Raw genomic sequence first — 26,830 nt, 5'->3', positions numbered from 1 at the left:
GACGCCGCACCGGCAGATCCAGGAGATCCTGCGCTGGTCACGGTGGCGCCGTCGACACCAGCATCAAGCCAGACGATCCCACTACCAGCGGAGATCCCAACGCTGATCTCAAAAGGTCACTGGAGTATTAGCCGATCCCCTTTCGGCGCCACACCTCCGCCCGGCCCCCTCCCCCGGCCCGCGCCATGCCGTACTCGGCGCGTCATGGCGGCGGTCACCGCCGGCCGGGCCGGAAGCCGGTGTACCTGGGCCGAAGCCGGGATATCGGTCACAACCCGGCTTTCCGTCACCCGCCTCGAACCACCGCCGACCGGACCGCCTGACAGGTTGTCACCACTCGGCGCGCCAACAAGTCCGTTCGGCGATTCGTGATCCGCGCGACCGCCCGGCGTAATTACGCTTACCGGTCAACCGAATGACTAGCCCCATCAGGCTAGTCACGTCTCTCTTCTCCCTAGGAGAGTGCGTTGACCACGCCACCTAGCGATCAGCGCCCGGTCCGCGGCGATCGCAGCCCGTGGAACTGGCTGCTTCTCGTGCCCATCGTGATACCGCTGATCCCCGCTTTGTACAACGCGGACGAGCCGCGCCTGTTCGGGTTCCCGCTGTTCTACTGGCTGCAGCTGGCCTTCATCATCCTCGGCGTCTCCGCCACGACCATCGTGTACCAGACGGGCAAGAGGAGGGACAGGCGATGAGCGGCCACGTCACCGAGATCGTCGTCTTCGCCGTCCTGTTCCTGGTCGTGAGCGGCATGGGGTTCGTCGCGGCCCGCTGGCGGCGGCCGGACAACCTGGCGAGCCTGGACGAGTGGGGGCTGGGCGGCCGCAAGTTCGGCTCGTGGGTCACCTGGTTCCTGGTGGGCGGCGACCTTTACACCGCCTACACGTTCGTGGCCGTCCCCGCGCTGCTGTTCGGCGCCGGGGCCACCGGCTTCTTCGCCCTGCCGTACACGATCGTGACCTACCCCCTGGTGTTCCTGCTCCTGGCCCGGCTGTGGTCGGTCGCGCACGTGCACGGCATGGTGACCCCGGCCGACTTCGTGCGCGCCCGCTTCGGCTCCCCCACCCTGGCGCTGCTGATCGCGATCACCGGCCTGGTGGCGACGATGCCCTACATCGCGCTGCAGCTGGTCGGCATCGAGGCGGTGCTGAAGACGATGGGCGTCACCGGCGACCTGCCGCTGATCATCGCCTTCGCGATCCTGGCCGCCTACACCTACCAGTCGGGGCTGCGCGCGCCCGCGCTCATCGCGTTCGTCAAGGACTCGCTGATCTACCTGGTGATCCTGGTGGCCGTCTTCTACATCCCCACCCGGCTCGGCGGCTGGAGCTCGATCTTCGACGCGGCCCAGGCGAAGTTCGCCGCCACCCCGGCGCCCGGCGACGGCACCCTGCTGAACCCCAACAACCAGCTGCAGTACGTCACGCTGGCGCTCGGGTCGGCCATGGCGCTGTTCCTGTACCCGCACAGCGTCACGGGCGTCCTGGCGGCGCGCAACCGCGGCGTGATCAAGCGGAACATGTCCGCGCTGCCGGCCTACAGCCTGCTGCTCGGCCTGATCGCCCTGCTCGGCTACATGGCCATCGCGGCGGGGATCAAGCCGATCACGGCCAACGGCAAGGCCGACGTCAACACGATCGTGCCGCAGCTGTTCGACAAGATGTTCCCCGACTGGTTCGCCGGCGTGACCTACGCCGCCATCGGCATCGGCGCTCTCGTCCCCGCCGCCATCATGTCGATCGCCGCGGCGAACCTGTTCACCCGCAACATCTACAAGGAGTACATCAAGCGGGACGCCACCGATGCCCAGGAAGCGAGGGTCAGCAAGATCGCCTCGCTGGTGGTCAAGGTCGGCGCGGTGCTCGTCATCCTGCTGATCGACCCGCAGTTCTCCATCGACCTGCAGCTCATCGGCGGCGTGATCATCCTGCAGACCCTGCCGTCGGTGGCGCTCGGCCTGTACACCCGGTGGTTCCACCGGGGCGGCCTGATCGCCGGCTGGGTGGCGGGCATGGCCGCCGGAATGCTGATGCTCTACAGCATCTCCAACCCGGCGACCAAGCACGCCCACTTCGGCGGCTCGGCCTACCCGCTGGCGAACCTCGGCCTGGACACCAAGATGACGGTCTACGCGGGCTTCCTGGCCCTGCTGGTCAACGTCCTCGTCGCGGTCGCCGGCACCCTGATCGCCCGCGCCGCCAACCTGGCCGACGGCCCCGACGCCACCAAGCCGTCGGAGTACTACGCCGACGAAGGCGACCCCCGCGTCCACGAGGTGGAACTCACCGGCTCCCACTGAACACCCGATCTCCGCGACCGCATGCCCGGCCCTCCACGGAGGCCGGGCATGTCCGCGAAGTGGTCCTGCGCCCGCCAGGCCGGCTCGCGCGTGCGCACGCTTCTCAGCCGGAACGGCCGGTGGTCGCCGGGTCGGCGGAGTCGGAGTCGTCCGTGTCCTCGGCCGCCGTGCCTGCGCCGGACGGCTCGCGGAAGGTGCTGGTCAGTGTGGCGAGGACGGCGGTGGTGAGGGTGTCGACGACCTGGGAGCGGTCTACCTCGGGGTGTTCGAGCCACCAGTCGCCGGTGGTCTGGACCATGCCGACGAAGGCGTGGCCCAGGATCTGGGCGCGCACCGGGTCGGTGACGGTGCCGTCGGCGGCGATGACCGCGCCGAGCTCCTCGCCCAGGTTGCGGACGATGGCCGCCATGTGGGTGTGGGTGCGGCTGTCCTCGGCGCCGGCGCGGTGGAACAGGAAGCGGTAGAGGTCGAGGTTGGCCGAGATCATGTCCAGGTAGGTCTCGATGGTGGCCCGGGCGCGGACGCGCAGGCCCGCGCCGGCCTCGGCGAACCGCGGCCGCAGCAGCTTGACGACACTGCGCACGTGGCGGTCGGCCAGCGCCTGGTACAGGCCGCTCTTGTCGCCGAAGTGGCGATAGAGGATCGGCTTGGTGATGCCCGCCTCAGCGGCGATCGCGGCCATCGAGGCGTGCGGGCCTTCACGGCGGATCACCCGGTCGGCGGCGTCCAGCAGCGCCCGGCGCCGGTCCGGATCTCGCCCGACGTTGCCCGCCACGGTCGCCATGCCGGAAAGCATAGGGCCACTTCACCGTCACGTACCGCTGCCGGGGGAACCCGTCCGGCGGGCGTCCCGCCGGACGCGCCCGGTCCCCTGTCGCGTACCACAGCGTGATACCTGGCCGATATGGCATGGATCATTCCGATAGTGTGCCGCTCTCTGACCTTGCTGGAGGTGGAAGGTGGCCGAGCCTGGAGCACCGGAGGTGCCGGGCTACGAGGTGGTCGGGGTCCTCGGGCAGGGCGGCTTCGGCGTGGTGTACCGCGCCCGGCAGCTGGCCGTGCGCCGCGAGGTGGCCCTCAAGGTCGACAACCGGGTGCTGCTCTCCGAGCGCGACCGGCGCCGGTTCATGCGCGAGGTCAGCTCGGCCGGGGCCCTGTCGGGCCACCCCCACGTCGCCGACGTGTACGACGCCGGGGTGCTCACCGACGGGCGCCCGTACATGGTGCTGGAGCTGTGCCCGGGCGGGTCGCTGGCCGACCGGCTGCGCGCGGAGGGTCCGCTGAGCCCGGCGGAGGTGCGCGACATCGGCGTGCGCATCGGCGACGCGCTGGCCGCCGCGCACGCGGCCGGGGTGCTGCACCGCGACGTCAAGCCGGCCAACATCCTGGTCAACGGGTACGGCCTGGTGGCGCTGACCGATTTCGGGCTGGCCGCCGCCGCGCACGCCGACGGCGACATGTCGGTGACGCGCGAGTCGCTCACCCCGGCCTTCGGGCCGCCGGAGGCGTTCGAGTTGGCCGCGCCGAGTCCGGCCGGGGATGTGTACTCGCTGGCGGCCACCCTGTACGCCCTGCTGAGCGGCAGGCCGCCGCGCTTCCCCGAGGGTGGCGTGGTGAACCTCGCGATGATCATGGCGATGCACCGGCGGCCGATCCCGGAGATCCCCGGCGTGCCGGCCGAGCTGACCGCCGTACTCCGCGCCGGGATGGCGACCGACCCGCGGCTGCGCATCCCCTCGGCGGCGGCCCTGCGGGACGGCCTTTCGGCGCTCCCCGCGAGGCTCCTGCCGTCCACCGGCGCCCGTGGCGCGGCGCCTACGGGACACGGCACTTCCCTGCCCCACTCGGCCCCGGGCGGACGGCCGTCCCCCTCGTACGGTCCGGGCGCCCGTCCGGGCCCGCCCGTGCCCGGCGTCCCGGACGGGGGGACAGGCCCGTCCGGCAGGCCGGAGATGACCGGGCCGGGGATGCGCGCGGAGGCCACCGGTCCGGACGGCAGGAGGATGGAGGCGACCGGGCCGAACGGCGGATCCGGGGCCCGGCGATGGGACGCGCAGAGCGGTCCGGCCGGGACGGAGCACGGCGGTCCTCCGGGAGGAACGGGGCAGAGCGGTCCCGGCTGGAGAGCGCATGTCGCCGGACCGGGCGGCAGGGCCGACGTGCCCGGCTCTCGTGGACGGGCCGACGCGTCCGGGCCACGCGGCCGGGCGGACGCTTCCGTGGCGCGCGGACGTGACGCGCTGGCGACGATGCCTCCGCCGAAGCAGCACGCGCAGACGGGCTTGTACCTGGCGGTGGCGGGCGTGTTCGCGCTGCTGCTCACCGCCGGGACGGCCATCATGATCTGGGAGGGCCGCGACCCGGGCGCCACGACGCCGTCAGGGCCGAGCGGCGCGGCCGGCACTCCGGCGGCCGCTTCGCCCGCCTCTACCGGCGCGCCGGCGGGCGGCGCGTTCGGGAGGGTGGCGACCACCACCGTCTCCTGCGCGGCGGCGGCCGTCCCGGGCGCGAACGCGGCCTGCGGACGCGAGGCGGAGTGCTGGGGCGGCATGGTGGTGATCACCGGTGACGTGTCGATCAAGCGCCGGGGCTGCGAGGAGGCGCACACGTGGGAGACCTTCGCCGTCGCCCCGCTGCCACCTGACGGGGTGACCGCCGATCTGTCGGAACTGGAGAAGCACCCGGTGGTGAAGAAGCTGTGCTCGCTGCCGGTGCTGCTGCGATCCAGGTACGGGGCGGCCAGGAACATCGCCGCCGGCAAGTGGATGGTCTCGGCGCTCCCGCCCAGCCCGGAGGCGTTCAAGGAGGGCGTGCGGATCTACCGCTGCGTGGGCGCCCGCCTCGGCGACGAGCGTCCGGGCGCCTACTTCCGCCCGCTGAGCTGAGCCCGTGCCCGCCGCGCTTCCTCGGCGCTCCCCGGCGCGGTCCGCAGCCGGGCACGGACTCGGCTCACCATGCCTGTCGCGGCCGGACTCCGGCCGCGACAGGCACATCGGGCAGGCACATCGGGCAGGACATCGGGCAGGGACATCGCGGGCACGGGCAGCGGCCGGCGGGAGCGCCATCGCGGCGCGGGGTGCGAACCCGGTCACCGCTTCGCCGACCGCGAGGCCGGTGACCGCTCACGCCACGCCGGTCACGGGTGAATGCGGGAAATCCCTGGAACTCCAGGGAACCACTGGTACGCTCCGGGCGTGAGTGAAAGGCTGGACGATCTCGAGCGGCGCATCGACGCGCTGCGCCGCGAGATCAGGCGGGCCGTGCGCGCCCGCGAGAACGTCCTGGCCAGATCGCTGCGCGCCGAGCTGCGCCGGGCCGAGCAGGCCTGGGACCAGGCCCTGGCCGACGACGAGGCGCCCGGCGGCGAACCGGCCCCCGGCTCGCTGCTGCCCATCCGCGAGCAGGTCCACCAGGCGCTCACCCTGCTCGGCGTGCCCGCCGCGGCCCGGGTGGTCGTCGCCGTGCACACCGCGCTGCGCGCCGGCTCGCTCCGCGGCTCCCAGCTCACGAGCCTGCGCCGCGACGAGGAGCGCTCATTCCGGGGCGCGCCGTTCACCCGGCCGTACTACCTGTGCGCCGCGCTCACCGACCGGCTGTCGGCCTCCCGGGGGCTGCTCGCGGTCAGCACCTGGCCGCTCGAGCGGCGGGTGATCGGCCCGCTGAGCCCGCGCGTGGACTTCCTGACCACGGCGATCCGGGTGGCCGAGCATGTCGAGCGGAGCGCCGGCGCCGGCGGGCACGCCCCGCCGGGCGCCCGGCGTCTGCTGGCGCGGCTGGCGCACAACATCCCCGGCGCCGGCGGCGGGCCGCGTACGCGGGGCCTGCCGCCGGTGGACGTCCTGACGCCCGCGGGCCCGTTCGGGGAGGGCTTCGACGGGCCCGAGCCGGCCGACGTCGTCCGGGCGGCCCGCGCCGAGCTGGAGGTGCACGCGGCCGCGGACGCCGCCGCGCGCGCCGAGATCGCCGGCCGGGCCCGCGAGCGGCTCGCCGACGCCGAGCGGCTGTTCGGAGGCGCGACGTTGCGGGTGGCCACGGCGTGAGGAAAGAGAGGCGTGAGGTGGATCCACTCGACAGGCTGCGCGGCCCGGTGCCGCCGCGTCCCCACGACGCGCGGGCCATCGCCGCGCTGGCGGCCAACCCCGGGTGCGCGCGCCGCGCCGTGCTGGACGCCGCGGGCATCGACAAGGACGCGACGGCGACCCATCTCGGCTTCCCCGCGCCCTTCGGCCAGTCGCCGTTCGCCATCACCCGGGGCAACGCGTTCGAGGCGCTGGTCAAAGAGAGCGGCTGCGCCGAACTGCTGAGGATGCTGCGCGAACTGCTCGGCCTGCCCATCGCGCAGGCCGCCTACACCGACCTCGGCGACGTCGGCGGCAACCCCTCCGCGCACCTGCGCCACTCCCACACCCGCGGCCTGCTCGACCGGGCGGCGCGCGACCGCGACGACGCCGGCACCCTGTACGACCACCCGCTGCTGCGGCTGGAGATCGCCGGGCAGAGCGCCTACCTGGAGCCGGACGTGGTGGCCTTCCAGCTCGGCGGCCGGTTCCACATCATCGAGATCAAGTCCTTCGCGGTCGTCGACGGGCAGGCCGAGCCGGACAAGGTCGCGGCGGCCGCCCGCCAGGCCGCGGTGTACGTGCTCGCGCTGAGGAACATGCTCCAGGAGCTCGGCCACGACCCCGGCCGGGTGTCGCACGAGGTCGTCCTGGTGTGCCCGGAGAACTTCGCCAACCGGCCGTCCGCGACGCTGGTGGACGTCCGCCGACAGCTCGCCGTGCTGCGCCGCCAGCTCGCCCGCATGACCCGCGTCGGGAGCATCGTGGACGCGCTGCCGCCCGGGCTGACCTTCGACCTCGCGCGCGACGCCGACGGGGCGCCCACCCGCCCGGTGGCGGAGCTGCGCGAGGCGGTGCGCGGCGTCGGCGCCCGGTACGCGCCCGACTGCCTGTCCACCTGCGACCTGTGCCTGTTCTGCCGGGACGAGGCCACGGCCGAGGGGTCCACCGACCTGCTCGGGCGGCAGGTGCGCGACGCGCTCGGCGGGGTCGCCACCGTGCCGGAGGCGCTCGGCCTGGCCGACGGCTCGCTCCCACCGGGCGAGGGCCAGGAGGAGATCGCCCGCCTGCTCCGGCTGGCCGACCGCATCTACGCGGAGGTCTCGTGAGCATCCCCGCTCCCAAGGGCGGCTCGGTGACCGGCCGGGCGGAGTCCCGGTGAGCACGCTGGCGGCCCTGGCACGGCTGCGGGCGCTGCGCGACGGGACGGCGCAGCGGCTGGCCACCGTGCGCCACGTCCACCTGTCCGAGCGTCCCATGGTGCTCATCCCGCTGCGGCTGGCGGGCGAGGCGGCGGCGCCGCTGGCCGCGATGGCCGGCACCGACCCCGCCCACCCGCGGCTGCTGGTGGTGCCGCAGCCGCGCGACCGCGACCTGCGGTTCGCCTTCGCCGCCGAGCTGGCCGAACTCCTGCTCCCCTACATCGAGAGCCTGCAGAAGGACACCGAGACGGTGGAGCGGCGCGGCGCCGAGCCCTACGAGCGGTGCGTCGACGCCCCGCAGCTCATCGTCCCCAACCGGGGCGCGGCGGCGTTCGTGCAGTTGCTCGGCCGCTCGACCCGCTTCCGCCGCGCCGAGGGGCCCTACGCCGTCCACGCGTCGGTGCCGCTGCTCGGACGGTGGCTCACCTTCCTGGCCCAGCGCGGCCGCCACCCCGGCTCGTCGCTGATGCCGGCGGCCACCGAGGCGCTGTCGCTGCACTGGGCGACCGGGCAGAGCGCCTTGGAGGACGCCAACCTCGCCTCGCTGATCGGCTGGATCGACCCGCCGCCCGGCATGACCGGCGCGGCCGCCGCCAGGCAGGCGGAGGACCCGCTGATCTGGCCGCCCGCGGGCCCCGCCAGCGACCCCGGCTTCGACGCCGAGGTGCTCGCTCCGGCCATCCGCGCCTACGAGGAGACCCGCACCGAGCACGCCGAGGCCCGGGTGCGCGAGGCGGTGCGCTCCCAGCTCGAGCCGACCTGGCGGCTGATGTGGCGGGCCGTCGGCCTGCTCGCGGCGCTGCCCGCGGGGCCGGGCTGCGCGGGCCGCTGGGAGGCCGACCGGGCGGCGTTCACCTCCTTCGCCGCCCAGCTCGCCGAGGGCGCCCCGCCGCAGCCCAGACGCGACGGGGCCGTCGGCGCCGCCTCGCGGCTGGCCCGCATGGAGCGGGCCCAGGCCTCCTACGACGCCCAGCGCGCCTACGACGACCCGCTGGTCATGGCGGGGTACCGGCTGACCGGCGAGGCGTTCACCGGCACGGTCGCCCACGCCGACCCTGAGCGCACCGAGGGGGAGGGGCGGGGGCGCAAGCTCCGGCCGCTGGTCACCGTGCGCACCACCGACCCGGTGCGCCTGGCCCCCGGCACGCGGCTCGGCACGCCCGAACGGCGCGGCCAGCAGGCCGAGCTGGTCGCGATCGACGGCGAGCACGTCACGCTGAAGATCGTCAAGGGGATGGGGCGGGGCATGGCCGCGACGCCCGGCGCGGTGCCCGGCGCCGGCGAGCGGGTGTGCTACGCCGCCCTCCTGGACGACTTCCAGCCGCCCGCCGCCCTGCCCCCGCCCGAGGAGACCCCGTGGACGCACGGCGGTCCCCCGCCCGAGTACGAGCCGCCCTCCGATGAGGAACCCGACGAGGAATGGTCATGAGCACGGCGAAGCCGCCCGCGCAGGAGGCCGCGCAGGTCGTGGACGCGGTCCTGGCCGATCTGCCCCGGCATCGCGGCGTGGTCGTCGACTCCCCGCCCGGCGCGGGCAAGTCCACCCTGGTGGTGCGCGCGGCGGGCCACCTGGCCGCCACCGGCGACCCCCTGATGATCGTCGCGCAGACCAACGAGCAGGTGGACGACCTGATCGTCCGGCTGGCCGAGGAGCACCCGGGCCTGTCGGTCGGCCGATTGTCCGCCGCCGACTACGCCGTGCCGCGGCGCGTCGAGGGCAAGGCGGCCATCGGCACGAAACTGCCCGACCTCGGCGACCCGGCCGTCGTGGTCGCCACGGCGGACAAGTGGGCCTGGGCGGGCGGGCGCACCTGGCCGTGGGCGATCGTGGACGAGGCCTACCAGATGCGCTCGGACAAGCTGCTGCGCGTCGCCGGGCTGTTCGAGCGGGCGCTGTTCGTCGGCGACCCCGGCCAGCTCGACCCGTTCTCGGTCGTGGACGGCGAGCGCTGGGCCGGGCTGTCCTGGGACCCGTTGCAGAGCGCGGTGGCGGTGCTGCTGCGGCACAACCCGGACCTGCCGGTGCACCGGCTGCCGGTGTCCTGGCGGCTGCCCGCCTCGGCGGCGCCGGTGGTGTCGGAGGCGTTCTACCCGTTCACCGGATTCCGGGCGGGCACCGCGCCCGGCGAACGGCGGCTGGCGTACACCGCCGACGGCATGCGCACCGCCTACGACCACGCTCTGGAGGAGGCGGCGCGGTCGGGGTGGGCGCTGTACGAGCTGCCGAGCCGGCACACGGTGCGCACCGACGCCGAGGCCGTCCAGGCGGTGGCCGTGCTGGCCACCCGGCTGCTGCAACGCGCGCCGGTCGCCTTCTCCGAGCGCGGCGAGCGGCCGGTGACCCCCGACCGGGTCGCCGTCGGCGCCGCCCACCGCGACCAGGTGGCGGCGATCCAGGCGGCGGGCCTGCCCGAGGGCGTCACCGTGGACACCGCCAACCGGCTGCAGGGCCGCGAGTACGACGTCACGATCATCCTGCACCCGCTGTCGGGACGCAGGGACGCCACCGCCTTCCACCTGGAGTCCGGACGGCTGTGCGTGCTGACCTCGCGGCACCGGCACGCGTGCGTCGTCGTCGCCCGCGCGGGCATCCCCGAACTGCTGGACGCCCATCCCTCCGCCGAGACGGTGCAGCTCAACGTGCCGGTGAAGTTCCCCGACGGCTGGGAGGCCAACCAGGCCGTGCTCGCCCACCTGTCGAAGCACCGGGTGGAGGCGGCCCCGCTCCGCTGACGGCCCTGCGTGAATGGGCGGCCCTGCGTGGGCGGGCGGCGCGCCGGCGCCCGCCGCCTCCGGCGCGAACGCGAGGTCCGGAAGCCGCTCGCATGACAGGGCCGATCGCCGCCGGTCCTCGCACGGGCGTTCGAACTACCTTCGTGGGCGTCACACCGACGAAGGGAATCTCATCGTGGATCTGCAGCTTTCCGGCAAGGTCGCCGTCGTCACCGGCGCCTCCAAGGGGATCGGCCTGGCGGTCGTCCGCGTCCTGCTGGAGGAGGGGGCCCGCGTCGTGGCCGCCTCCCGCAAGAGCGGCCCGGAGCTGGAGGAGCTGGCCGGGCCCCGCCTCGCGCACGTCGCGGCCGACCTGATGGACCCCGGCGCTCCCGCGCAGGTGGTCGCCCATGCCGTCGAACGGTTCGGCGGACTGGACATCCTGGTCAACAACGCCGGCGGCCCGCCCCCCGGCGCCCGCCTGCCGCGCTTCTCCTTCGAGGGGCCGACCGACGCCGACTGGCGGGAGATGTTCGAGTTCAACCTGTTCGCGGCGGTCAGGGCCATCCGGGCGGCGATCCCGCATCTGGTCGCCCGGGGCGGCGGCGCGATCGTCACCGTCTCCTCCGGCGGCGCCCGCCAGCCGGCGCCGATGAACGTGGACTACAACGCGGCCAAGGCGGGGCTCAACACGCTGACCAAGGCGTTGTCGGAGGAGTACGGCCCGCGGGGCGTCCGGGTGAACACCGTCTCCCCCGGGCCGGTGCGCACCGCGTGGTGGACCGAGGAGGGCGGCGCGGCCGACATCATCGCCGCGCAGGCCGGCACCGACCGCGACACCGTGATGGACACCGTCGCGCCGCAGATGATGAAGCTGGTCACCGGCCGGCTCGTCGAGCCGCGGGAGGTCGCCGACATGGTGGCGCTGCTGGCCTCCCCGCGCTCGGCGAGCACCACCGGCGCCGACTTCGCGGTGGACGGCGGCTTCCTCAAGGAGCTGTGACCTCCCCGCCGTCCCGGCGGGCGGCCGACGCGGGCCGCCGACGCGGGCGGCCGGCACACGCGGCGGACCAGGCGGTGGGAGACGCGGCCGGCGTCCGTCGCGGGCGCCGGCCGTTCGCGGCCGCCGGGGCGGTCAGGAGCCCCAGATCTCCTCGGCGGTCTCCACGATCAGGCGGAGCTTGGCGAACTGCTCCTCCCTGGTCAGGGAGTTGCCCTCCACCGTCGAGGAGAACCCGCACTGCGGCGACAGGCAGAGCTGGTCGGCGTCGATGTACTTGGCCGCCTCCTCGACCCGCCGCTTCAGGTCGTCCTTCGACTCCAGCGCGCCGCGCTTGGTGGTGACCAGGCCGAGGACCACCGCCTTGCCCTTGGGCACGAACCGCAGCGGCTCGAACCCGCCCGAGCGCTCGTCGTCGAACTCCAGGAAGAAGCCGTCCACGGCCAGCTCGCCGAACAGGGCCTCGGCCACGAAGTCGTAGCCGCCCGAGGCCACCCACGAGGAGCGGAAGTTGCCGCGGCACATGTGCGTGGTGACCGACAGCCCTTCGGGCTTGCCGGCGAGGGCGTCGTTGATCTGCTTGATGTACCGCAAATGCAGGTGCTCGGCGTCGTCCCCGCGCTCGGCGATCTCGGCGCGCTGCGAGGGGTCGTTGAGGTAGGCGAGGCTGGTGTCGTCGAACTGCAGGTAGGTGCAGCCGAGCGCGGCCAGCCGGCGGACCTCCTCGGCGTAGGCGGCGCTGAGGTCGCTCCAGAACGCCTCCATGTCGCCGTACACCGCCGGGTCGACGGAGGCGCGCCCGCCGCGGTAGTGGACCATGTTGGGCGAGGGGATGGTCAGCTTGGGGGTGGCCGTGGTCGCCTGCTGGCGCAGGAACGCGAAGTCGTCGCCGAAGATCGTCTCGTCCAGGCGCACCCGGTCGTGGACGCGCAGCGCGGCGGGGGCGAACTCGATGACCCCCTGCTCGTTGCGGAACTGCACGTTGATGCGCTCGTCGGCGGCCTGGCCGATGCCGCCGAGCCGGTAGATGAAGTCCATGTGCCAGGACGCCCGGCGGAACTCGCCGTCGGTCGCCGAGCGCAGGCCCACCTCCTCCTGGGCCCGCACCACCTCGCGGATCGCCTCGTCCTCGACCTCTCTGAGCCGCTCGGCGGGGATGGCGCCGGCGGCGAAGGCCTCGCGCGCCTCCAGCAGGGCGGCGGGACGGAGCAGGCTGCCGACATGGTCGGCGCGGAATGGGGGTCTTGTCCGCATGGCGATCCTCCAGATGATCTAGCGCGACTACCGTCCTATCAGCTTTTGAGCGGTTTCGCCGTAGCGACGGAGCGGATAAAGCCATGCGTCGCGCGCGTAGGCCACTCCGTGCGGCACCCATCCCGGCCGGGGCATCCCGAACGGCCACAACAGCCGCTGCCCGCCCTCCCGCCCCGTCCTGCCGGCTCCGGCGTCCGGCGTCGTCCCCCCTCCCCCGGCGCCGCGCCCGGGGACGCCGGGCACCGGACCGCGGGCGGGCGGCTCAGGGGCCTTGGCCGGCCTCGGAGCCTCGGACGGCTCAGTAATCGCGGAGGGCCGGGGAGCCTTGGACGGCCCAGAAGCCTTCGACGGCCTGGGAGCGGCGTCGGACGGCGTGGGAGCCTCGGAGGGCGCAGGGGTGTCGGACGGGCGGGGAGCCTTGGACGGCTCGGGGGTCTCGGACGGCTCGGGGGCGGCGGCCGGGGTGCGGGGGACCGGGCGGCCGTCGGCGCCCAGTTCGGGCTCGGGGCTGGTGGTCGAGGCGAGCAGCGCCAGCGAGATCAGCCCCATCACGGCGATCAGCACCAGAGCGAGTCCCATCAGCGCCAGGACGACCAGCAGCGTGTAGACCGCTCCGATGAGCGCCATCATCGCCGTTCCTCCTTTTGTGCCGCCGCGGTGGACACCGTGCCCGGGACGGGCATGGTCACACGTTTCATCACGCAGGTGGACGTATCGATTCTCCCGTGTGCGCGGAGCGATCGCGCACACGGCCGGGCACGGTGACCCCGGCGGCCGTGATCGCGGACCTCAGGCGCCGGGCATGGTGTCCAGGCGGCGCAGGATCACCCCTTCGCGCAGGGCCCACGGGCAGATCTCCACCTCGGGGACCTCGAACAGGTCCATCGTCGCGTCGGCCACGATCGCCCCGGCGAGCAGTTGCGGGGCGCGACCGGCGGAGACGCCCGGCAGGCCGGCCCGCTGGGCGTTGTCCATCGTGGCCAGGCGCCCGGTCCAGTGGGAGAGGTCATCCTGGCGCAGCACCCGCTTCACATAGGACCCCTCGCTGGAGGGCGCGGCGCCGGCGATGCGCGCGAGCTGCTTGAAGGTCTTGGACGTGGCGACCGCGTGGTCGGCGTGCCCGTACTTCACCACATCGCCCACCACCCTGCCGATCTGCGCGCGCACCTGCCGGCGCATGCCACGCACCTCCTCGGCGGGGGGCGGGGCGCCGGTGAACCACTGGCGGGTCATCCGCCCGGCGCCCAGCGGGAGCGAGATCGCCACGTCGGGCTCCTCCTCCATGCCGGAGGCGATCTCCAGGGAGCCGCCGCCGATGTCCAGGACCAGCAGCCGCCCGGAGGACCAGCCGAACCAGCGCCGCACCGCCAGGAACGTCAGCCGCGCCTCGTCCTGCCCGGACAGCACCTGCACGTCGATCTCGGTGGCGGCCCGCAGGCGGTCCAGGACCTCCTCGCCGTTGGCGGCCTCCCGCACGGCCGAGGTGGCGAAGGCCATGATGTCCTCCACCCCCTTGTCCTCGGCGATGCGCAGCGAGTCCTCGACGAAGCGGCGCAGCTCGCGCTCACCCTCGGGGGACAGGACGTCGCCGTCGTGCAGGTGCTCGGCCAGCCGCAACTCGACCTTGTGCGAGTAGGCGGGCAGCGGCTGCGCGCCCCTGTGGGCGTCCACCACCAGCAGGTGCACCGTGTTCGAGCCGATGTCGAGAACGCCGAGTCGCATGAGCAGACGCTACTACCCGCGCCCGCCCGGGAGATCCTCCCGGTCCTGCCGGTCCTGCCGGTCCTGCCGGTTCCGCCGAGGCGCCGTCGCTCAGGGGCGGCCGAGCGCGCGCAACTGGCCGGTGGTCAGCGCGGAGACGTTCTGGTCGATGGGGACGTCGGTGTACTGGTGGATCGCCCAGCTCTTCCAGTCGGCGGGCGGGGTGACGTCGCCCTTTTCCCTGCCGTAGTAGGCCACCCACAAGGGGTACTCGGCCAGGCCGTGGCCGTAGGTGTCGGCGAAGTTCCAGCCGCTGTAGAACAGCGGGGTGACGCCGGTCTCGTCCTTCACGTGGGCCAGCCAGGTCTTGGCCCAGGCGTTGACCTGCGCGACCGACCGGCCGTCGCTGGTCTCCAGGTCCAGCACGAGCAGGTCGCCGGTCTCGGCGGGCTGGGCGTCCACCACCGACAGGAAGTGGTCGGCCTCGGCGATGGGGTCGTTGCCGGGGTGACCGTAGTGGTAGGCGCCGCGCACGATGCCCTTCTTGCCGAGTTCGGCCCAGTGGCGGGCGAACGCGGAGTCGCGGAAGGTCAGGCCCTCGGTGGCCTTGATGATGCCGAACTGCGCCTGGCTGGCGTTCCAGTCGTGGTCGGACTCGTAGGCGGACACGTCCTGACCGTAGGGGCGCTCCGAGGAGGCGCTGCTGGGGGCGGCGTCCGCCGGGCCGGTCACCACGACGGCCGCCACGATGGCGAGCACGGCCACGATCACCCCCGCCATGGCGGAGTAGAGGCGCGCGCCGGACAGGTCCAGCCGGTTCTTGAGGTGGGAGAAGATCGAGGAAAGCCGGTCGATGGGCATGAAGGGCTCGCTCCTTGCTTCCACGCGCCTACCGGGTCGGCTGATGGGTTCGGGCGGAAGTGCCCTGTGGGTCCGTCCCTTCGAGGGCCGGTGCTCCGATTCACTCCGCGAAGGGGGTCCCCGGTTCCGCGAGGTGTGGATGAGGCGGGCGTGTCTCCGCGGCGGGACGCCGTCCCGCCGGGTACGCGCGATGTGGGCAACGGACGGCAACGGGCACGACGGCGTGGGACCATCGGCACGCATACCGCTTCCCAACAAGGTACATACCACATCAAAAGAGCACAAATGCGACAAAGTACGCGCCGTCGGCGTCACGCGGGCGGACACGACCGGCCTCCCCCGACGTGATCACCCCGAGGAAGCGCATCCGGCCGGAAACGACCCGGTCAGGCGTCCCGGTCCCGGCGGGCCAGAGGCGCACCCGAGGATCCGGTCAGCGGCGGGGCGGGGGCTGCGAGGAGCGGGATGACTCGGCGTGCCGCCAGCGCCGTCCGAGCTCCTCGCCGGTCGGCGCGGAGGCGGGCAGCGGGGTGGCCGGCGCGCCGGCGCGCAGCCCGTCCAGCAGCAGGGTCAGATAGCGGTGGCGCAGCACGGCGGTGCGATCGGCGTCGCCGGCACGGACCGCGGTGATCTGGTCGAAGATCATCGGAATGTCCTCGGCGACCACGTCCGGCCGTAGCGCGCCGGCGGCCTTGGCCCGGTCCACGACGCGCCCGGAGAGCGAGCCGGCGTGCGCGGCCAGCTCGTGCATCTCCCGCGTAGGGGTGAACGTGCCGGCCAGGTGCACGGTCAGCGAGTGCACGTCGGAGTCGACGACCTCGCGCAGGAACGTGGCGAAGGCCTCCCACGCGTCGCCGTCGCTCGCCAGCGCGGACTCGGCGATCGCCGTGAACCGGCGCAGGCCGTCCTCGCAGAGGGTGCGCAGCAGCTCCTCCTTGCCGGCGTAGCGCCGGTACAGGGCGCCGACGCCGACGCCCGCCTCGTGCGCCACCGCCGAGATCGGCGCTTTGGGGTCGGCGACGAACACCGCTCGCGCGGCGTCGAGGATCGTGCGGTCGTTGCGGGCGGCCTCGGCCTTGCGTCCCCTCATGCCTGCTGTCGTGGGCTCCATGCGTCCATTCTAGCTTGAACGGAAGGCTCCGTTCCGATATAGTTTGAACAGAACGATCCGTTCCGCTTCAACTCGGAGGTTTCGCATGACCACCACGTCTTGGTCGCTGCTTGAGCAGGCCCACAACGCGCTGCGCACGACCATCGCCGAGGCCGCCGAGGCCGACTGGGCCGCCAAGACCCCGTGCGAGCAGTGGAACGTGGCGCAGGTGCTGCGGCACGCCGCCGGCGACCAGCGCGCCTACGCCGCCGCGATCACCGGTGCCGGCGGCCCGAAGGAGAACCCGTTCGCCCCGGCGGCGCAGGCCCCCGGCGCCCCGAAGGACCTGCTCGAAAGCGCCCTGGAGGTCGCGGCACGGGGATTCGCCACCGTGGCGCCCGGCGCGGAGGCCGTACCGACGCCGCTGCCGCAGGGCGCGCTGCCCGCCGAGGTCGCCGTCGGCGCCGCCGCGCTGGACGCCGCCGTGCACGCCTGGGACATCGCGGTCGCCACCGGCCGTCCGTCGCCTCTGGACGCCGAGCTGTCCGAGCGCCTGCTGCCGGTGGCCCGCGTCCTCGCCGAGCCGCTGCGCGGCTTCGCCTACGCCCCCGCCCTCGACCCGCACCCGGCCGACGACGCCACCGCCGAGCTGCTGCGCTACCTCGGCCGCGACCCGCAGTGGACCCGCTGACCCGGGAACCCGCCGACGGCGCGGCCTCCTCCCCCCGAGGCAGGCGGCGCCGGCACGGAAAACGTCCCGCCGGTCATTCGACCGGCGGGACGTTCTGCCGCCGTCCACCTCTTCTCTCCGTTATCGAGCGACGCCGCCGGTCAACCCGGTGAATACGCGGTGTTCACGGAATGCTCAGCAGTTCGGGATATCTCTGCCGTTATTGTCCTTCGCCTCGTCGTTGCCCCATTTGGCGAGATAATAGGCGGAAACGTAGGCGCCGCGGCCGTTCTTACCGGGGTTCGTCCGGTCGAGGTCGGTGCGCAGCCACCAGTGGTTGAACGCGGACCCGTGCCGGACTTCGGCGCCCCGGACGCGGCAGTAGACGTAGTTGGTGCCCTTGTCGAGCGTGCCCTGCGGGTCGCCGGTGTTCGGCTCGCGGTAGCCCGTCGCGTCGGCGAAGGTGTCGACCCAGACCTTGCCACCGGGCGACGGGGTCCCGCCGCCGCCGAAAACCCGGGGCCGGCGGGCGTGGAACTCGCTGCCCGGCCGCAGGCCGTAGGTGAGGACGCGATGGTCGGTTCCGTAGCCGCCGCGCTGCTCGTAGGCCCAGTAGGACGTGCGCCCGGGGTTCGCCCACTGCTCGAAGATCACGACGTGCCGGTTGTTGTTGTCGCCGATGGCGTCGATGACCAGGTCGCCGGTGAGCAGCTCGGACATCGCGATCGGGCTGCTCGCGCCCGGCGAGGCGAGGGCCACGGTGTTCAGGCCCGGAGCGCTCAGCCCGAGCGCCATCGAGGCGTAGCCGGAGCAGTCGGTGCGGTAGCCGTTGTGGTACTTGCCCTGGCTGTACGGCACCCGCTGCGGGGTGCCCGGGTTCCAGGTCTTGGCCCGGTCGATGACGCTCTGCCGGGTCACGTCCGCCGGACGGGCGTGGGCGGCGCGAGAGGGAGCGGCGGCGGACTGGGCGAAGGCGCCGGCCACGGCGAGCGGCGTGGGCGAGGCGACGGCGACACCAAGGATAGCGAATTTGATGAATATCTGCTTACTGGACATACCACCCCTTGTAAATCCGTGTTGTCGGCCGCCAAGACTAATGGCGGCGACACATGGTTCGCAGGGGTGAATTCCAGGATCCACGCCGGCCGGTGGAGCGATTTCCCCCCGAAAGGAAACGGGCACCGTCGCGGGCACAAGAAATCACGCCGCGCCGACCGGTCGCGAGTCGGCGTGGACGTGGCGGCGCGCGCATCCGGGAAAGCTCCGTGCCTTTCCCGCCCATTCCCCGCCCATTCCCCACACGGGACGCCGGCCGGGAGGAAGGCGCGGGGCTTGCCCGGCCCCGGCACGGGTAGGGGCCTCGGCGTGCCCGAAGGTCCGAGTTCTTTCCGCAGCAGAATCCCGGTCGCCGCCCTCGCCCTGTGCGGGTGCGCCATATCGGTCTATCTGGCGCTGTTCCAGTACGGAGTGGTGCACTCCGTGTGGGACCCCATCTTCGGGGACGGCTCCCGCAAGGTGCTCACCTCCGCCGTCTCCCGCGTGCTCCCGGTGTCGGACGCGACCCTCGGCGCCGCCGCCTATCTGGTGGAGGCGGTGCTGGAACTGTCGGGCGGACGGCGGCGCTGGCACGACCGGCCCTGGATCGTGGTGCTGCTCGGCCTGACGGCCGCCGTGCTGGCCCTGACCGGCGTCGGCCTGGTGATCGCCCAGCCCATCCTCACCGGCACCTTCTGCACGCTCTGCCTCACCTCGGCCGGCATCTCCTGGCTCGTCGCCCTGCTGGTCGCACGCGAGGTCGGAGCGGCCGTGCGGCGGGTGCGGGAACTGCGCGACGCCGGACTCCCCCTGCCCGCGGCCCTGCGAGGACGCGAGCCGCAGCGCTTCGCCCGCTAACGGCGCGCGGCCCGCCAGGCGAGGGCGGTGACGCCGGCGGCCACCGCCAGGGCCGCGGCCAGGGTCGCGTGGTGCTGGGAGGCCCACACCTGGACGCTGCGGCTCTTGGCCCTGCGGTCGAAGGAGCCGTGCGCCCCCTGATCGGTGTTCGGGGGCGCGTCCGCGGGCCGCCAGAGGTTGGGCGGCAACCGGCGGGTCACCTTGGAGGTCTGCTGGGAGGAGTAGCCCTTCCAGGCCAGATAGCGGTCCAGGACGCCGGGGACCACCGCGTTGGCGATCAGCGTCGCCGCCGTCGACCCTCCGACCCAGTACTCCCGGCGGCGCGGGTGGTCGGCGGCGTAGACGATGGCGTCGGCGGGGATCTCCGGCTGGTAGATCGGCGGCACCGGCTGCGGATGGCCGGGCAGCCGCGACAGCACCCAGTCGAACTGCGGGGTGTTGACCGCCGGCATCTGAACCATCGTGACCTTGACCTTGCTCCTGTCGTGCAGCAGTTCGCACCGCAGCGCCTCGTTGAAGCCCTGGACGGCGTGCTTGGCCCCGCAGTACACCGACTGCAGGGGGATGCCCCGGTAGGCGAGCGCCGATCCGACCTGGACGACCACTCCCCTGTTCCTGGGGAGCATCCGCTCGAGGGCGGCCCGGGTGCCGTTCACGAACCCGAGGTAGGTGACCTCGGTCGCCCGGCGGAACTCCTCCGGTGAGACCTGCGTGAACGGGGCGAAGACCGAGGAGAAGGCGACGTTCACCCAGACGTCGATCGGGCCGAGTTCGCTCTCGCACCTGCCGGCCGCCGCCTCGACCTGTTCGTGGTCCGCCATGTCCGTCTCGATGGCCAGCGGCGCCCCTCCGGCCTCGCGCACATCGCGGGCGGCGCCTTCCAGGCCGTCGGCGCCGCGGGCGAGCAGCGCGACCGCGTCGCCCCTGGCGGCGAAGCGGCGGGCCGTCGCCCGTCCGATGCCTCCGCTGGCGCCGGTCACCACCACGACGCGTCTTCCGTCTCGTGTCGTCATGCCGAACTTCCGCGTCCGAGTCGTCGGGTCAGCCAGGGGCCATGATCAGTCCTCGCACCCCGGCACGAGTCCCCTACCCGACGAAAGCCGACGAACCACTACAAAAGTTGCAATCTCCAGCACAACTCCTGCCGGACGGAAGGCGGGCCTGCGTCCGGACACCCGCCTCCGCGCCCCCACCGAACGTACCGACGGCCGTGACCCACGGGGGTCACGGCCGTCAGGCGTCGCGCCGGGTCAGTCGAACGCCGCCACGGGCGTCGCCGCCGGGGTCTGGTCGCCGTCCTTGGGACCGGCGCCGGGGGCGGACGGCCCGCTGCGCAGCGGGATCTCCTTGATCAGGGCCGACAGGACCGGCACCAGCACGGCGAAGAAGATCGCCCAGAAGAAGATGCTGGAGATGGAGGACGCCAGCGAGTCCAGGAAGCCCTCGCGCACCTGGGCGGGAAGCCGGGCCAGCGACGCGGGGTCGAGCCGGCCGCCGCCGCTCTCGGCCATCCGCGCCGCCTGCGGGCCGAGCTTCTCGGTCAGGTTGGAGGTGAGCTGGTTGTTGAAGATGGCGCCGAAGAGCGACACACCGAAGGAGCCGCCGATCGAGCGGAAGAAGGTCGAGGCGCTGCTGGCCACGCCCAGGTCCTTCTGCTCGACGCTGTTCTGCGCGATCAGCATCGTGGTCTGCATCAGACCGCCCATGCCGAGGCCGAGCACGGCGATGAACAGGCCGGTCTCCCAGCGGGCGGTGTGGGCGTCCATGAGCGAGAGCAGCCACATGCCGACGACCATGACGGCGCCGCCGGCGATCGGGAAGATCTTGTACTTGCCGGTCTTGGTGATCGCCTGGCCGACGAAGAGCGAGACCACCATCATGGCCGCCATCATCGGCAGGAGCAGCAGGCCGGAGTTGGTCGCCGAGGCGCCCTGGACGGTCTGCTGGAACAGCGGCAGGAAGTTGATCACGCCGAACATCGCGAAGCCGAGCAGGAAGCCGATCAGCGAGATCAGCGTGAAGTTGCGGTCGCGGAACACGTGCAGCGGCATGATCGGCTCGGCGACCCGGCGCTCGACCGGGATGAACAGCGCGAGCGACACCACGGCGACGGCCACCAGGCCGAGGATCTGCCAGGAGCCCCAGTCGTACTCGTTGCCGCCCCAGGTGGTGATCAGGACCAGGGCGGTGATGCCCACCCCGAGCAGGCCGGCGCCCAGCCAGTCGATGCGGTGCTCGGTGCGGTACTTCGGCAGGTGCAGCCGGAAGACCAGCAGGATGAACGCCACGGCGCCGATGGGCAGGTTCACATAGAAGGCCCAGCGCCAGTTGAGGTGGTCGGTGATGAACCCGCCGACCAGCGGGCCGGCGACCATCGCCAGCGACATCATGGCGGCCATGATGCCCTGGTAGCGGCCGCGCTCACGGGGCGGCACCAGGTCGCCGATGATGGCCATGGCGTTGACCATCAGGCCGCCGGCGCCGAGGCCCTGAAGGGCGCGGAAGCCGATGAGCTCCATCATGCCGTCGCCGGTGCCGCCGAACAGGTCGGACCCGGCCATGCCGCACAACGCCGAACCGACCATGAAGATCGCGATCGACGACAAGAAGATGGTCTTGCGGCCGTAAAGGTCGCCGATCTTGCCCCAGATAGGGGTGGAAACGGTGGTCCCCAGGACGTACGCGGTGACCACCCACGAGAGATGGGTCAGGCCGCCGAGCTCGCCGACGATGCGGGGCATCGCCGTGCCGACGATCATGTTGTCGAGCATCGCCAGGATCATCGCGAGCATCAGCCCCGGCAGGACGACCATGACCTCCCGCCGACGGCCGGGAACTGCCTCGGCCTCGGTCTCCGTCATTCTTTTACGCCCCCTTGGTGAACGGTCACTTACTTGCCGACCGGCTAGTGACTATACTGCCCAAGGTAGAGTGCCTACTTACCGGCCGTCAAGTTAAATAGGGGACCAGGGAGCGTCTGAAGACATATGAGGCCACACACCGACACGCGGGCCCGCATCCAGGAGATCGCCTTGCAGCTCTTCACCGAGCAGGGCTATGAGGCGACCTCGCTGCGGGAGATCGCCGAGCTGCTCGGGGTGACCAAGGCGGCACTTTACTACCACTTCAAGACCAAGGACGACATAGTGGCGAGCCTCGCCGAGGACCGGCAGGCGGCCATCGAACGCCTGGTCGCCTGGGCCAAGGAGCAGCCCCGGACGATCGAGAGCCGGCGCGAGCTCATCCGGCGCTACGCCGCCGAGGTCTACAGCGGCCAGCACCACGCGTTCATGCGGTTCATGGAGCGCAACCAGACGGCGCTGCGCGGCCACCCGAAGTTCGACAAGATGCGCAACCTCATGACCACCCTCAGCGGCGTCCTGTGGGACGAGGGCGCCAAGGTCGACGAGCGGCTGCGGTGCTCCATGGCGATCTTCACGCTGCACGCCGCCTGGTTCGTGCTGAAGGACGAGAAGCTCTCCGACGACGAGCGCAAGGACGCGGCGCTCGGCCTCGCCCTCGAGCTGCTGGAGTCCGCCCAGCCCTCCGTCTCCTGACAGGGGACGGCTCGGAGCGCCGGGCGTTCTCACCGGCGTGAACGGCTCAGGCCAGGGCGCCGTGCACGAAGACCTCGGCGAGCTCCTGGGCGCGCACCGGTTCGCGGTCGCCGCCGCCCAGCCCGGGACGGGCGTACAGCATGCTCAGGTAGATGGCCGCCAGCCGCTCGGGCGGCAGGCGCAGCGAGGCGCGCTCGGGCTCGAACAGCTCGGCCACGGCGGCGATGGTCCGCGCGACGGACGCCTCCCTGCCCGAGGTCCCGGCCGGACGGTCCCGCCCCTCGACGGCGCCCGGCTCGTCCCCGCCGGCGGCGCCCGCTCCATCCCCCGCCCCGGCGGCATCCGCCTCACCTCTCCCCCGGCCGGCATCCGGCCCGCCCCGTCCTGCGGCGGCGACGGCCTCGCCTTCACCTCGCCGCCCGTCCCCGGCGGCGTCGCCTCCGGGAGCGGGACGGCCGGCCCTGCCGGTGGCGTGCAGGGCTCCGATGACCGCTCCCATGCGGTCGAGGTGGGCCCGCAGGGCCTCGGCGGCCTCGGCCAGCCGGGCGGCGAGCGGCTGGTCGAGCGGCACCTCGGCGATCTCGCGCAGCGCATGGGCGGGATCGAGGGCCTGCAGCACGCAGGCGTCCAGTAACGCGTCCTTGTCGGCGAACACCCGGAAGATGGTCGCCTCCCCGATGGCGGCCGCCCTGGCCACCTGCGCGGTGGTCACGGCGGCTCCGTGCTCGGCGACGAGCGGCAGCGCCGCCTTGACGATCATGTCGCGCCGTTGTTCCGGTGTCATCCCCGGCGCTCTGCGCCGTGTCTCTGTCATGACTCCCAAGCTACGGAGTGAGCACTCACTCCGTCAATGGGATAACAGTGGCGGGCGGCACATCACACCGGCCAACAAGTGCCGCAAGGCGGGTTAGACCAGGCATTCCTCGGTAAGTTCATGGCAGCTGGGCGATAGAGCAAGGAGGACACGTGGGCGTTTCCGGCGAGGGCCGTGCCGCCGCAGAGCCCCGGCTGAGCACACGTTCCTGGTTCACCATGACGCTGGCGATCATGGCGGTGCTGCTGGCGGTCTCGGCGGTGCTCGGCACCTGGGCGCTGAGCCGCAGCACCTCCACCTTCGACCAGATGACCACGCGGATCTCCCCCGGCCTGCTGTGGGCCGAACGCCTGCGCGGCGCCCTGCTGGACCAGGAGGCCGGCGTCCACGGCTACATCGTCAGCGGGCGGCGGGAGTTCGCCGACGGCTTCGACGAGGGCCAGGTCACCGAGCGGACGGCGGTCGCGGAGCTGCGGCGCTCGCTCGCCGGAAGCCCGCTGCTCGCCGACCTCGACGCCGTCGAGCTGCGGGCCGGCGACTGGCGCGCCGCCTACGCCCGCCCCACCATCGAGACGGTGCGCACCCGAGGGCCGGGCACGACCGACCCCGCACAGGTCGGGAACGGCAAGGCCCTGTTCGACCGCATCAGGGCCGCCATGGACGAGCAGACGGGGAACCTGACGCTGGCGCAGCGGCGGGCCACCGCCGACATCGGCCAGGCGCGCATGTGGCGTAACACGGTACTCACCGGCGTGCTGGTGATGTTCGTGATCACGCTGATCGCGGTGGCGCTCCTGCTCCGGTACGCGGTGCTGGGTCCCCTGGACCGGCTGGGCACGGCCGCGCGGCGGGTCGCGGACGGCGACTTCGGCCACGAGATCGACATCCGGGGGCCGAAGGACCTGAGGACGCTGGCCTCCGACGTCGACGCGATGCGGCGGCGCATCTCCGAGGCGCTGGGGGTGTCGCGCGACGCCCAGCGGCTGCTGCAGGAGCAGGCCGACGAGCTGCGCCGCTCCAACTCCGAGCTGGAGCAGTTCGCCTACGTCGCCTCGCACGACCTGCAGGAGCCGGTGCGCAAGGTGACGGCCTTCTGCCAGCTCCTGCAGCGCCGCTACGCCGACAAGCTGGACGAGCGCGCCAACGAGTACATCGCCTTCGCGGTGGACGGCGCCAAGCGCATGCAGTCGCTGATCGCCGAGCTGCTGACCTTCTCCCGGGTGGGACGCGACGACGCCGAACGGGTGCCCGTCCCGCTGGATCGGCCGCTCGACCAGGCGCTGGCCAACCTGGAGTCGCTGACCGAGGACACCGGCGCGGTCTTGATCAGGTCCGAGCTGCCCGAGGTCGTCGGCGACCCCGCCCTGCTCGCCATGCTGTGGCAGAACCTCATCGGCAACGCGATGAAGTTCCGCTCCCCCGACCGCCCGCCGCAGGTCCAGATCACCGCGGAGCGCGCTGGCGACATGTGGGAGGTGGCGGTGGCCGACAACGGCATCGGCGTGGAGGCGCGGTTCGCCGACAAGATCTTCGTGATCTTCCAGCGGCTGCACAACCGCGCGGAGTACGAGGGCACCGGCATCGGGCTGGCCCTCTGCAAGAAGATCGTCGAGTACCACGGCGGGGAGATCCGCCTGGACGTCGAGCGCGGCGAGGGCACCCGCTTCGTCTTCACCCTGCCCGCGGTCCAGGTTCCGGGCGAGATCGCCGCGGCCCCCGGTCCGGTCGGCGTTCCCGGATGACGGTGACCCCGCCGGCCGGGACGGTCGCGGCGCCGGCGTACTCCGCCCCGTCCAGGACGCCGCTGCCCGTCACGCCAGGGACGGTCACCGGCTCATCGGCGTGGTTGATCAGGAACAGGTGCCCGGCCCGCCGGACGACCTCCAGGGTCTCGGGCAGGTCGCGCGGCCGTTCGACCCCCGCGGCGTCCAGCGCCTCGGCCAGCGCGGGACGCGGGTCGGCGACCCCGGTGGCCAGGTACCAGGCGGCCCCGGCCCCGAGGTCGTGGCGGGTGAAGGCGGGGTGCCCGGCGTCCGGTCCTGCGGCGAACCTCCACAGCACGCGGGCCCCGGCCGGGCGGACGCGCTCGGACCAGACGCGCCCGGCCAGGTCCCGCCCGGGCGTCAGGGGGACGGTCTCGTTCTCGCGCAGCGGGTGGAACTCCTCGACCGACAGGCCCAGCACGTCGCGCAGCGCCCCCGGGTACGGCCCGGCGTGGACGGCGTCGTGCTCGTCCACGATGCCGGAGAAGTAGGACACGAACAGGTGGCCGCCCGCCTCGACGTACCGGCGCAGGTTCTTGGCCCCGGCCTCGGTGAGCAGGTAGAGGCTCGGCGCCACCACGAGCCGGTATCCCGACAGGTCAGCGGCCGGGTGGACGAAGTCGACGGTCACGTGTGAGCGCCACAGCGCCTGGTAGTAGGCGTCCACCCGCTCCCGGTAGGCGAGGTCGACCGACGGGCGCCACTCCAGCTCCAGCGCCCACCACGACTGCCAGTCCCACGCGATGGCGACCTCGGCGCGCACCCGCCCGCCGCGCACGCCGCCGAGCCGGGCGAGGTCGACGCCGAGGCCGACGACGTCGCGCCACACGCCCGAGTCGGCGCCGGCCTGCGGGACCATCGCCGAGTGGAACTTCTCGGCGCCGAACCGTGAGGCGCGCCACTGGAAGTACAGCACCGAGTCCGAGCCCCGGGCCACGTGGGCGAGGCTGTTGCGGCGCATCTCCCCGGGCCGCTTGGCGATGTTGCGCGGCTGCCAGCTCACCGCGCCGGTGGAGTGCTCCATCAGCATCCACGGTCCCCCGGCCAGCGACCGGGCGAGGTCGGCGGACATGGCCAGGTCGATGTGGTTGTCGGGCCGCTCGGCCGTCAGGTAGTGGTCGTTGGAGACGACGTCCACCTCACGGGCCCAGGCCCAGTAGTCCATCGACTTGCAGTTGGTGGTCATGAAGTTGGTGGTCACCGGGACCGACGGGGTGAGGCGCCGCAGGATGTCGCGCTGGAGGCGGAAGCAGTCCAGGTGCTCGTCGGAGGTGAAGCGCATGAAGTCCAGCCGCTGGGCCGGGTTGACCACGGTGTGGTTGGCCCGCGGGGCGTCGATCTCCTCCCAGGCGGTGTAGCGCTGGCCCCAGAAGGTGGTGCCCCAGGCGTCGTTGAGCGCGGGCAGGTCCTGGTAGGTCCGCCGGAGCCAGCGGCGGAACGCCTCGACGCTGTTGTCGCAGTAGCACTCGCCGAGCGGGGCGCCGTACTCGTTGTGCACGTGCCACAGCGCGAGGGCCGGGTGCCCGGCGTAGTGCTCGGCGAGCGCGGCGGCCAGCCCGGCGGTCGCCTCGCGGTACTCGGGTGAGCTGGGGCAGGCCGACTCCCGGCCGCCCACGCCGATGCGGTGGCCCTCCCGCGTGACCGGCAGGGAGGAGGGGTACAGGCGGGAGAACCAGGCGGGCGGGGCGGCGGTGGGCGTGCCGAGGCCGACCTGGACGCCGGAGGCGTGCAACCGGTCGACGATCTCGTCCAGCCAGCCGAACTCGTAGGCGCCCGGCGCGGGCTCCATCAGCACCCAGCCGAAGATCCCGACGTTGACCAGGTTCACCCCGGCCTCGCGCATGAGCCGCAGATCCTCGCGGCGGGTCTCCTCCGGCCACTGCTCGGGGTTGTAGTCCCCTCCGTAGGCGATGCCCCGCATCGGTCCCCCTCGATCTCTGTCTGTGAACGTGC

Annotated in this window: 23 protein-coding genes and 1 riboswitch; of the genes, 12 read left to right on the top strand and 11 right to left on the bottom strand. The window is 72.9% G+C overall.

All coding sequences use genetic code 11. The features are described from left to right. Positions 1 to 467: 467 nt before the first annotated feature. Both ACFQSB_RS35980 and mctP read left to right on the top strand, forming a co-directional pair. Entirely contained in the window at positions 468 to 698 is a 231-nt protein-coding gene (locus tag ACFQSB_RS35980; RefSeq protein WP_354846590.1) for a DUF3311 domain-containing protein, read from the top strand. Beyond that, a complete protein-coding gene (gene mctP / locus ACFQSB_RS35975) occupies positions 695 to 2,302 on the top strand; it encodes a monocarboxylate uptake permease MctP (protein WP_380831452.1) in 1,608 nt (535 codons plus the stop codon). The genes ACFQSB_RS35980 and mctP overlap by 4 nt, the downstream gene beginning before the upstream one ends. Before the next feature lie 103 nt (positions 2,303 to 2,405). Here mctP and ACFQSB_RS35970 read toward each other — a convergent pair whose 3' ends face one another. After that, positions 2,406 to 3,086, bottom strand: a complete 681-nt coding sequence (locus tag ACFQSB_RS35970) for a TetR family transcriptional regulator (RefSeq protein WP_380831450.1) — start codon at positions 3,084 to 3,086, stop codon at positions 2,406 to 2,408. 175 nt (positions 3,087 to 3,261) lie between these two features. On the opposite strand from ACFQSB_RS35970, the gene ACFQSB_RS35965 reads away from it, so the two are divergent. From ACFQSB_RS35965 to ACFQSB_RS35940, 6 genes are all read left to right on the top strand, one after another. After that, entirely contained in the window at positions 3,262 to 5,187 is a 1,926-nt protein-coding gene (locus ACFQSB_RS35965; RefSeq protein ID WP_380831448.1) for a protein kinase domain-containing protein, read from the top strand. A 309-nt stretch (positions 5,188 to 5,496) separates the two neighbouring features. Next, positions 5,497 to 6,342 (top strand): hypothetical protein, encoded by an 846-nt coding sequence (locus tag ACFQSB_RS35960; protein WP_380831446.1) that lies wholly within the window; start codon positions 5,497 to 5,499, stop codon positions 6,340 to 6,342. A gap of 17 nt (positions 6,343 to 6,359) precedes the next feature. Next, entirely contained in the window at positions 6,360 to 7,469 is a 1,110-nt protein-coding gene (locus tag ACFQSB_RS35955; protein ID WP_380831445.1) for a hypothetical protein, read from the top strand. A gap of 49 nt (positions 7,470 to 7,518) precedes the next feature. Next, a complete protein-coding gene (locus ACFQSB_RS35950; RefSeq protein WP_380831443.1) occupies positions 7,519 to 8,991 on the top strand; it encodes a serine/threonine-protein kinase in 1,473 nt (490 codons plus the stop codon). After that, positions 8,988 to 10,295: an AAA family ATPase gene (locus ACFQSB_RS35945; RefSeq protein WP_380831441.1), complete on the top strand. Its 1,308-nt coding sequence runs from the start codon at positions 8,988 to 8,990 to the stop codon at positions 10,293 to 10,295. The genes ACFQSB_RS35950 and ACFQSB_RS35945 overlap by 4 nt, the downstream gene beginning before the upstream one ends. A gap of 175 nt (positions 10,296 to 10,470) precedes the next feature. After that, a complete protein-coding gene (locus ACFQSB_RS35940) occupies positions 10,471 to 11,277 on the top strand; it encodes an SDR family NAD(P)-dependent oxidoreductase (RefSeq protein WP_354846612.1) in 807 nt (268 codons plus the stop codon). Positions 11,278 to 11,409: 132 nt separating this feature from the next. Here the strand turns inward: ACFQSB_RS35940 and ACFQSB_RS35935 are convergent, their stop codons facing one another. From ACFQSB_RS35935 to ACFQSB_RS35915, 5 genes are all read right to left on the bottom strand, one after another. Next, the gene (locus ACFQSB_RS35935) at positions 11,410 to 12,528 is read right to left on the bottom strand and encodes a 5-methyltetrahydropteroyltriglutamate--homocysteine S-methyltransferase (RefSeq protein ID WP_380831439.1); all 1,119 of its coding nucleotides are present in this window, start codon (positions 12,526 to 12,528) and stop codon (positions 11,410 to 11,412) included. A gap of 27 nt (positions 12,529 to 12,555) precedes the next feature. Then, positions 12,556 to 13,158 (bottom strand): hypothetical protein, encoded by a 603-nt coding sequence (locus ACFQSB_RS35930; protein ID WP_380831437.1) that lies wholly within the window; start codon positions 13,156 to 13,158, stop codon positions 12,556 to 12,558. Between the two features lie 159 nt (positions 13,159 to 13,317). Continuing rightward, positions 13,318 to 14,250 (bottom strand): Ppx/GppA family phosphatase, encoded by a 933-nt coding sequence (locus ACFQSB_RS35925; protein WP_354846621.1) that lies wholly within the window; start codon positions 14,248 to 14,250, stop codon positions 13,318 to 13,320. A 90-nt stretch (positions 14,251 to 14,340) separates the two neighbouring features. After that, positions 14,341 to 15,090 carry a glycoside hydrolase family 25 protein gene (locus tag ACFQSB_RS35920; RefSeq protein ID WP_380831435.1) on the bottom strand — a complete coding sequence of 250 codons (750 nt, stop codon included), beginning with the start codon at positions 15,088 to 15,090 and terminating at the stop codon, positions 14,341 to 14,343. Positions 15,091 to 15,100: 10 nt separating this feature from the next. Next, a riboswitch (cyclic di-AMP (ydaO/yuaA leader) is annotated at positions 15,101 to 15,247 on the bottom strand. A 276-nt stretch (positions 15,248 to 15,523) separates the two neighbouring features. After that, positions 15,524 to 16,201 (bottom strand): TetR/AcrR family transcriptional regulator, encoded by a 678-nt coding sequence (locus ACFQSB_RS35915; RefSeq protein ID WP_380831433.1) that lies wholly within the window; start codon positions 16,199 to 16,201, stop codon positions 15,524 to 15,526. A gap of 85 nt (positions 16,202 to 16,286) precedes the next feature. Here ACFQSB_RS35915 and ACFQSB_RS35910 point away from each other — a divergent pair, with 85 nt between their 5' ends. Further along, positions 16,287 to 16,871: a TIGR03086 family metal-binding protein gene (locus tag ACFQSB_RS35910; RefSeq protein ID WP_380831432.1), complete on the top strand. Its 585-nt coding sequence runs from the start codon at positions 16,287 to 16,289 to the stop codon at positions 16,869 to 16,871. Between the two features lie 174 nt (positions 16,872 to 17,045). Here ACFQSB_RS35910 and ACFQSB_RS35905 read toward each other — a convergent pair whose 3' ends face one another. Next, a complete protein-coding gene (locus ACFQSB_RS35905) occupies positions 17,046 to 17,906 on the bottom strand; it encodes an NlpC/P60 family protein (protein ID WP_380831430.1) in 861 nt (286 codons plus the stop codon). A 309-nt stretch (positions 17,907 to 18,215) separates the two neighbouring features. Between ACFQSB_RS35905 and ACFQSB_RS35900 the strand changes: the two genes are divergently transcribed. Continuing rightward, positions 18,216 to 18,743: a vitamin K epoxide reductase family protein gene (locus tag ACFQSB_RS35900; RefSeq protein ID WP_380831429.1), complete on the top strand. Its 528-nt coding sequence runs from the start codon at positions 18,216 to 18,218 to the stop codon at positions 18,741 to 18,743. Here ACFQSB_RS35900 and ACFQSB_RS35895 read toward each other — a convergent pair. Both ACFQSB_RS35895 and ACFQSB_RS35890 read right to left on the bottom strand, forming a co-directional pair. After that, positions 18,740 to 19,756: an SDR family oxidoreductase gene (locus tag ACFQSB_RS35895; RefSeq protein WP_380831427.1), complete on the bottom strand. Its 1,017-nt coding sequence runs from the start codon at positions 19,754 to 19,756 to the stop codon at positions 18,740 to 18,742. The genes ACFQSB_RS35900 and ACFQSB_RS35895 overlap by 4 nt on opposite strands. A gap of 237 nt (positions 19,757 to 19,993) precedes the next feature. Further along, positions 19,994 to 21,604: an MDR family MFS transporter gene (locus ACFQSB_RS35890; RefSeq protein WP_380831426.1), complete on the bottom strand. Its 1,611-nt coding sequence runs from the start codon at positions 21,602 to 21,604 to the stop codon at positions 19,994 to 19,996. A gap of 126 nt (positions 21,605 to 21,730) precedes the next feature. Here ACFQSB_RS35890 and ACFQSB_RS35885 point away from each other — a divergent pair, with 126 nt between their 5' ends. Beyond that, positions 21,731 to 22,300: a TetR/AcrR family transcriptional regulator gene (locus tag ACFQSB_RS35885; protein ID WP_380831424.1), complete on the top strand. Its 570-nt coding sequence runs from the start codon at positions 21,731 to 21,733 to the stop codon at positions 22,298 to 22,300. 46 nt (positions 22,301 to 22,346) lie between these two features. Here ACFQSB_RS35885 and ACFQSB_RS35880 read toward each other — a convergent pair whose 3' ends face one another. After that, positions 22,347 to 23,114 carry a TetR/AcrR family transcriptional regulator gene (locus tag ACFQSB_RS35880; RefSeq protein ID WP_380831423.1) on the bottom strand — a complete coding sequence of 256 codons (768 nt, stop codon included), beginning with the start codon at positions 23,112 to 23,114 and terminating at the stop codon, positions 22,347 to 22,349. Between the two features lie 152 nt (positions 23,115 to 23,266). Here ACFQSB_RS35880 and ACFQSB_RS35875 point away from each other — a divergent pair, with 152 nt between their 5' ends. Next, positions 23,267 to 24,856 carry a sensor histidine kinase gene (locus ACFQSB_RS35875; RefSeq protein ID WP_380831421.1) on the top strand — a complete coding sequence of 530 codons (1,590 nt, stop codon included), beginning with the start codon at positions 23,267 to 23,269 and terminating at the stop codon, positions 24,854 to 24,856. On the opposite strand, the gene ACFQSB_RS35870 is transcribed toward ACFQSB_RS35875, so the two are convergent. After that, complete coding sequence (locus tag ACFQSB_RS35870; RefSeq protein ID WP_380831419.1) at positions 24,786 to 26,798, bottom strand: beta-galactosidase; 2,013 nt, start codon at positions 26,796 to 26,798, stop codon at positions 24,786 to 24,788. The genes ACFQSB_RS35875 and ACFQSB_RS35870 overlap by 71 nt on opposite strands. Between the last annotated feature and the right edge of the window lie 32 nt (positions 26,799 to 26,830).

The organism is Sphaerisporangium rhizosphaerae, from assembly GCF_042665155.1.
In the GTDB taxonomy this organism is placed as follows: Bacteria; Actinomycetota; Actinomycetes; order Streptosporangiales; family Streptosporangiaceae; genus Sphaerisporangium; species Sphaerisporangium rhizosphaerae.
This window is presented reverse-complemented; position numbering and strand designations above follow the sequence as displayed.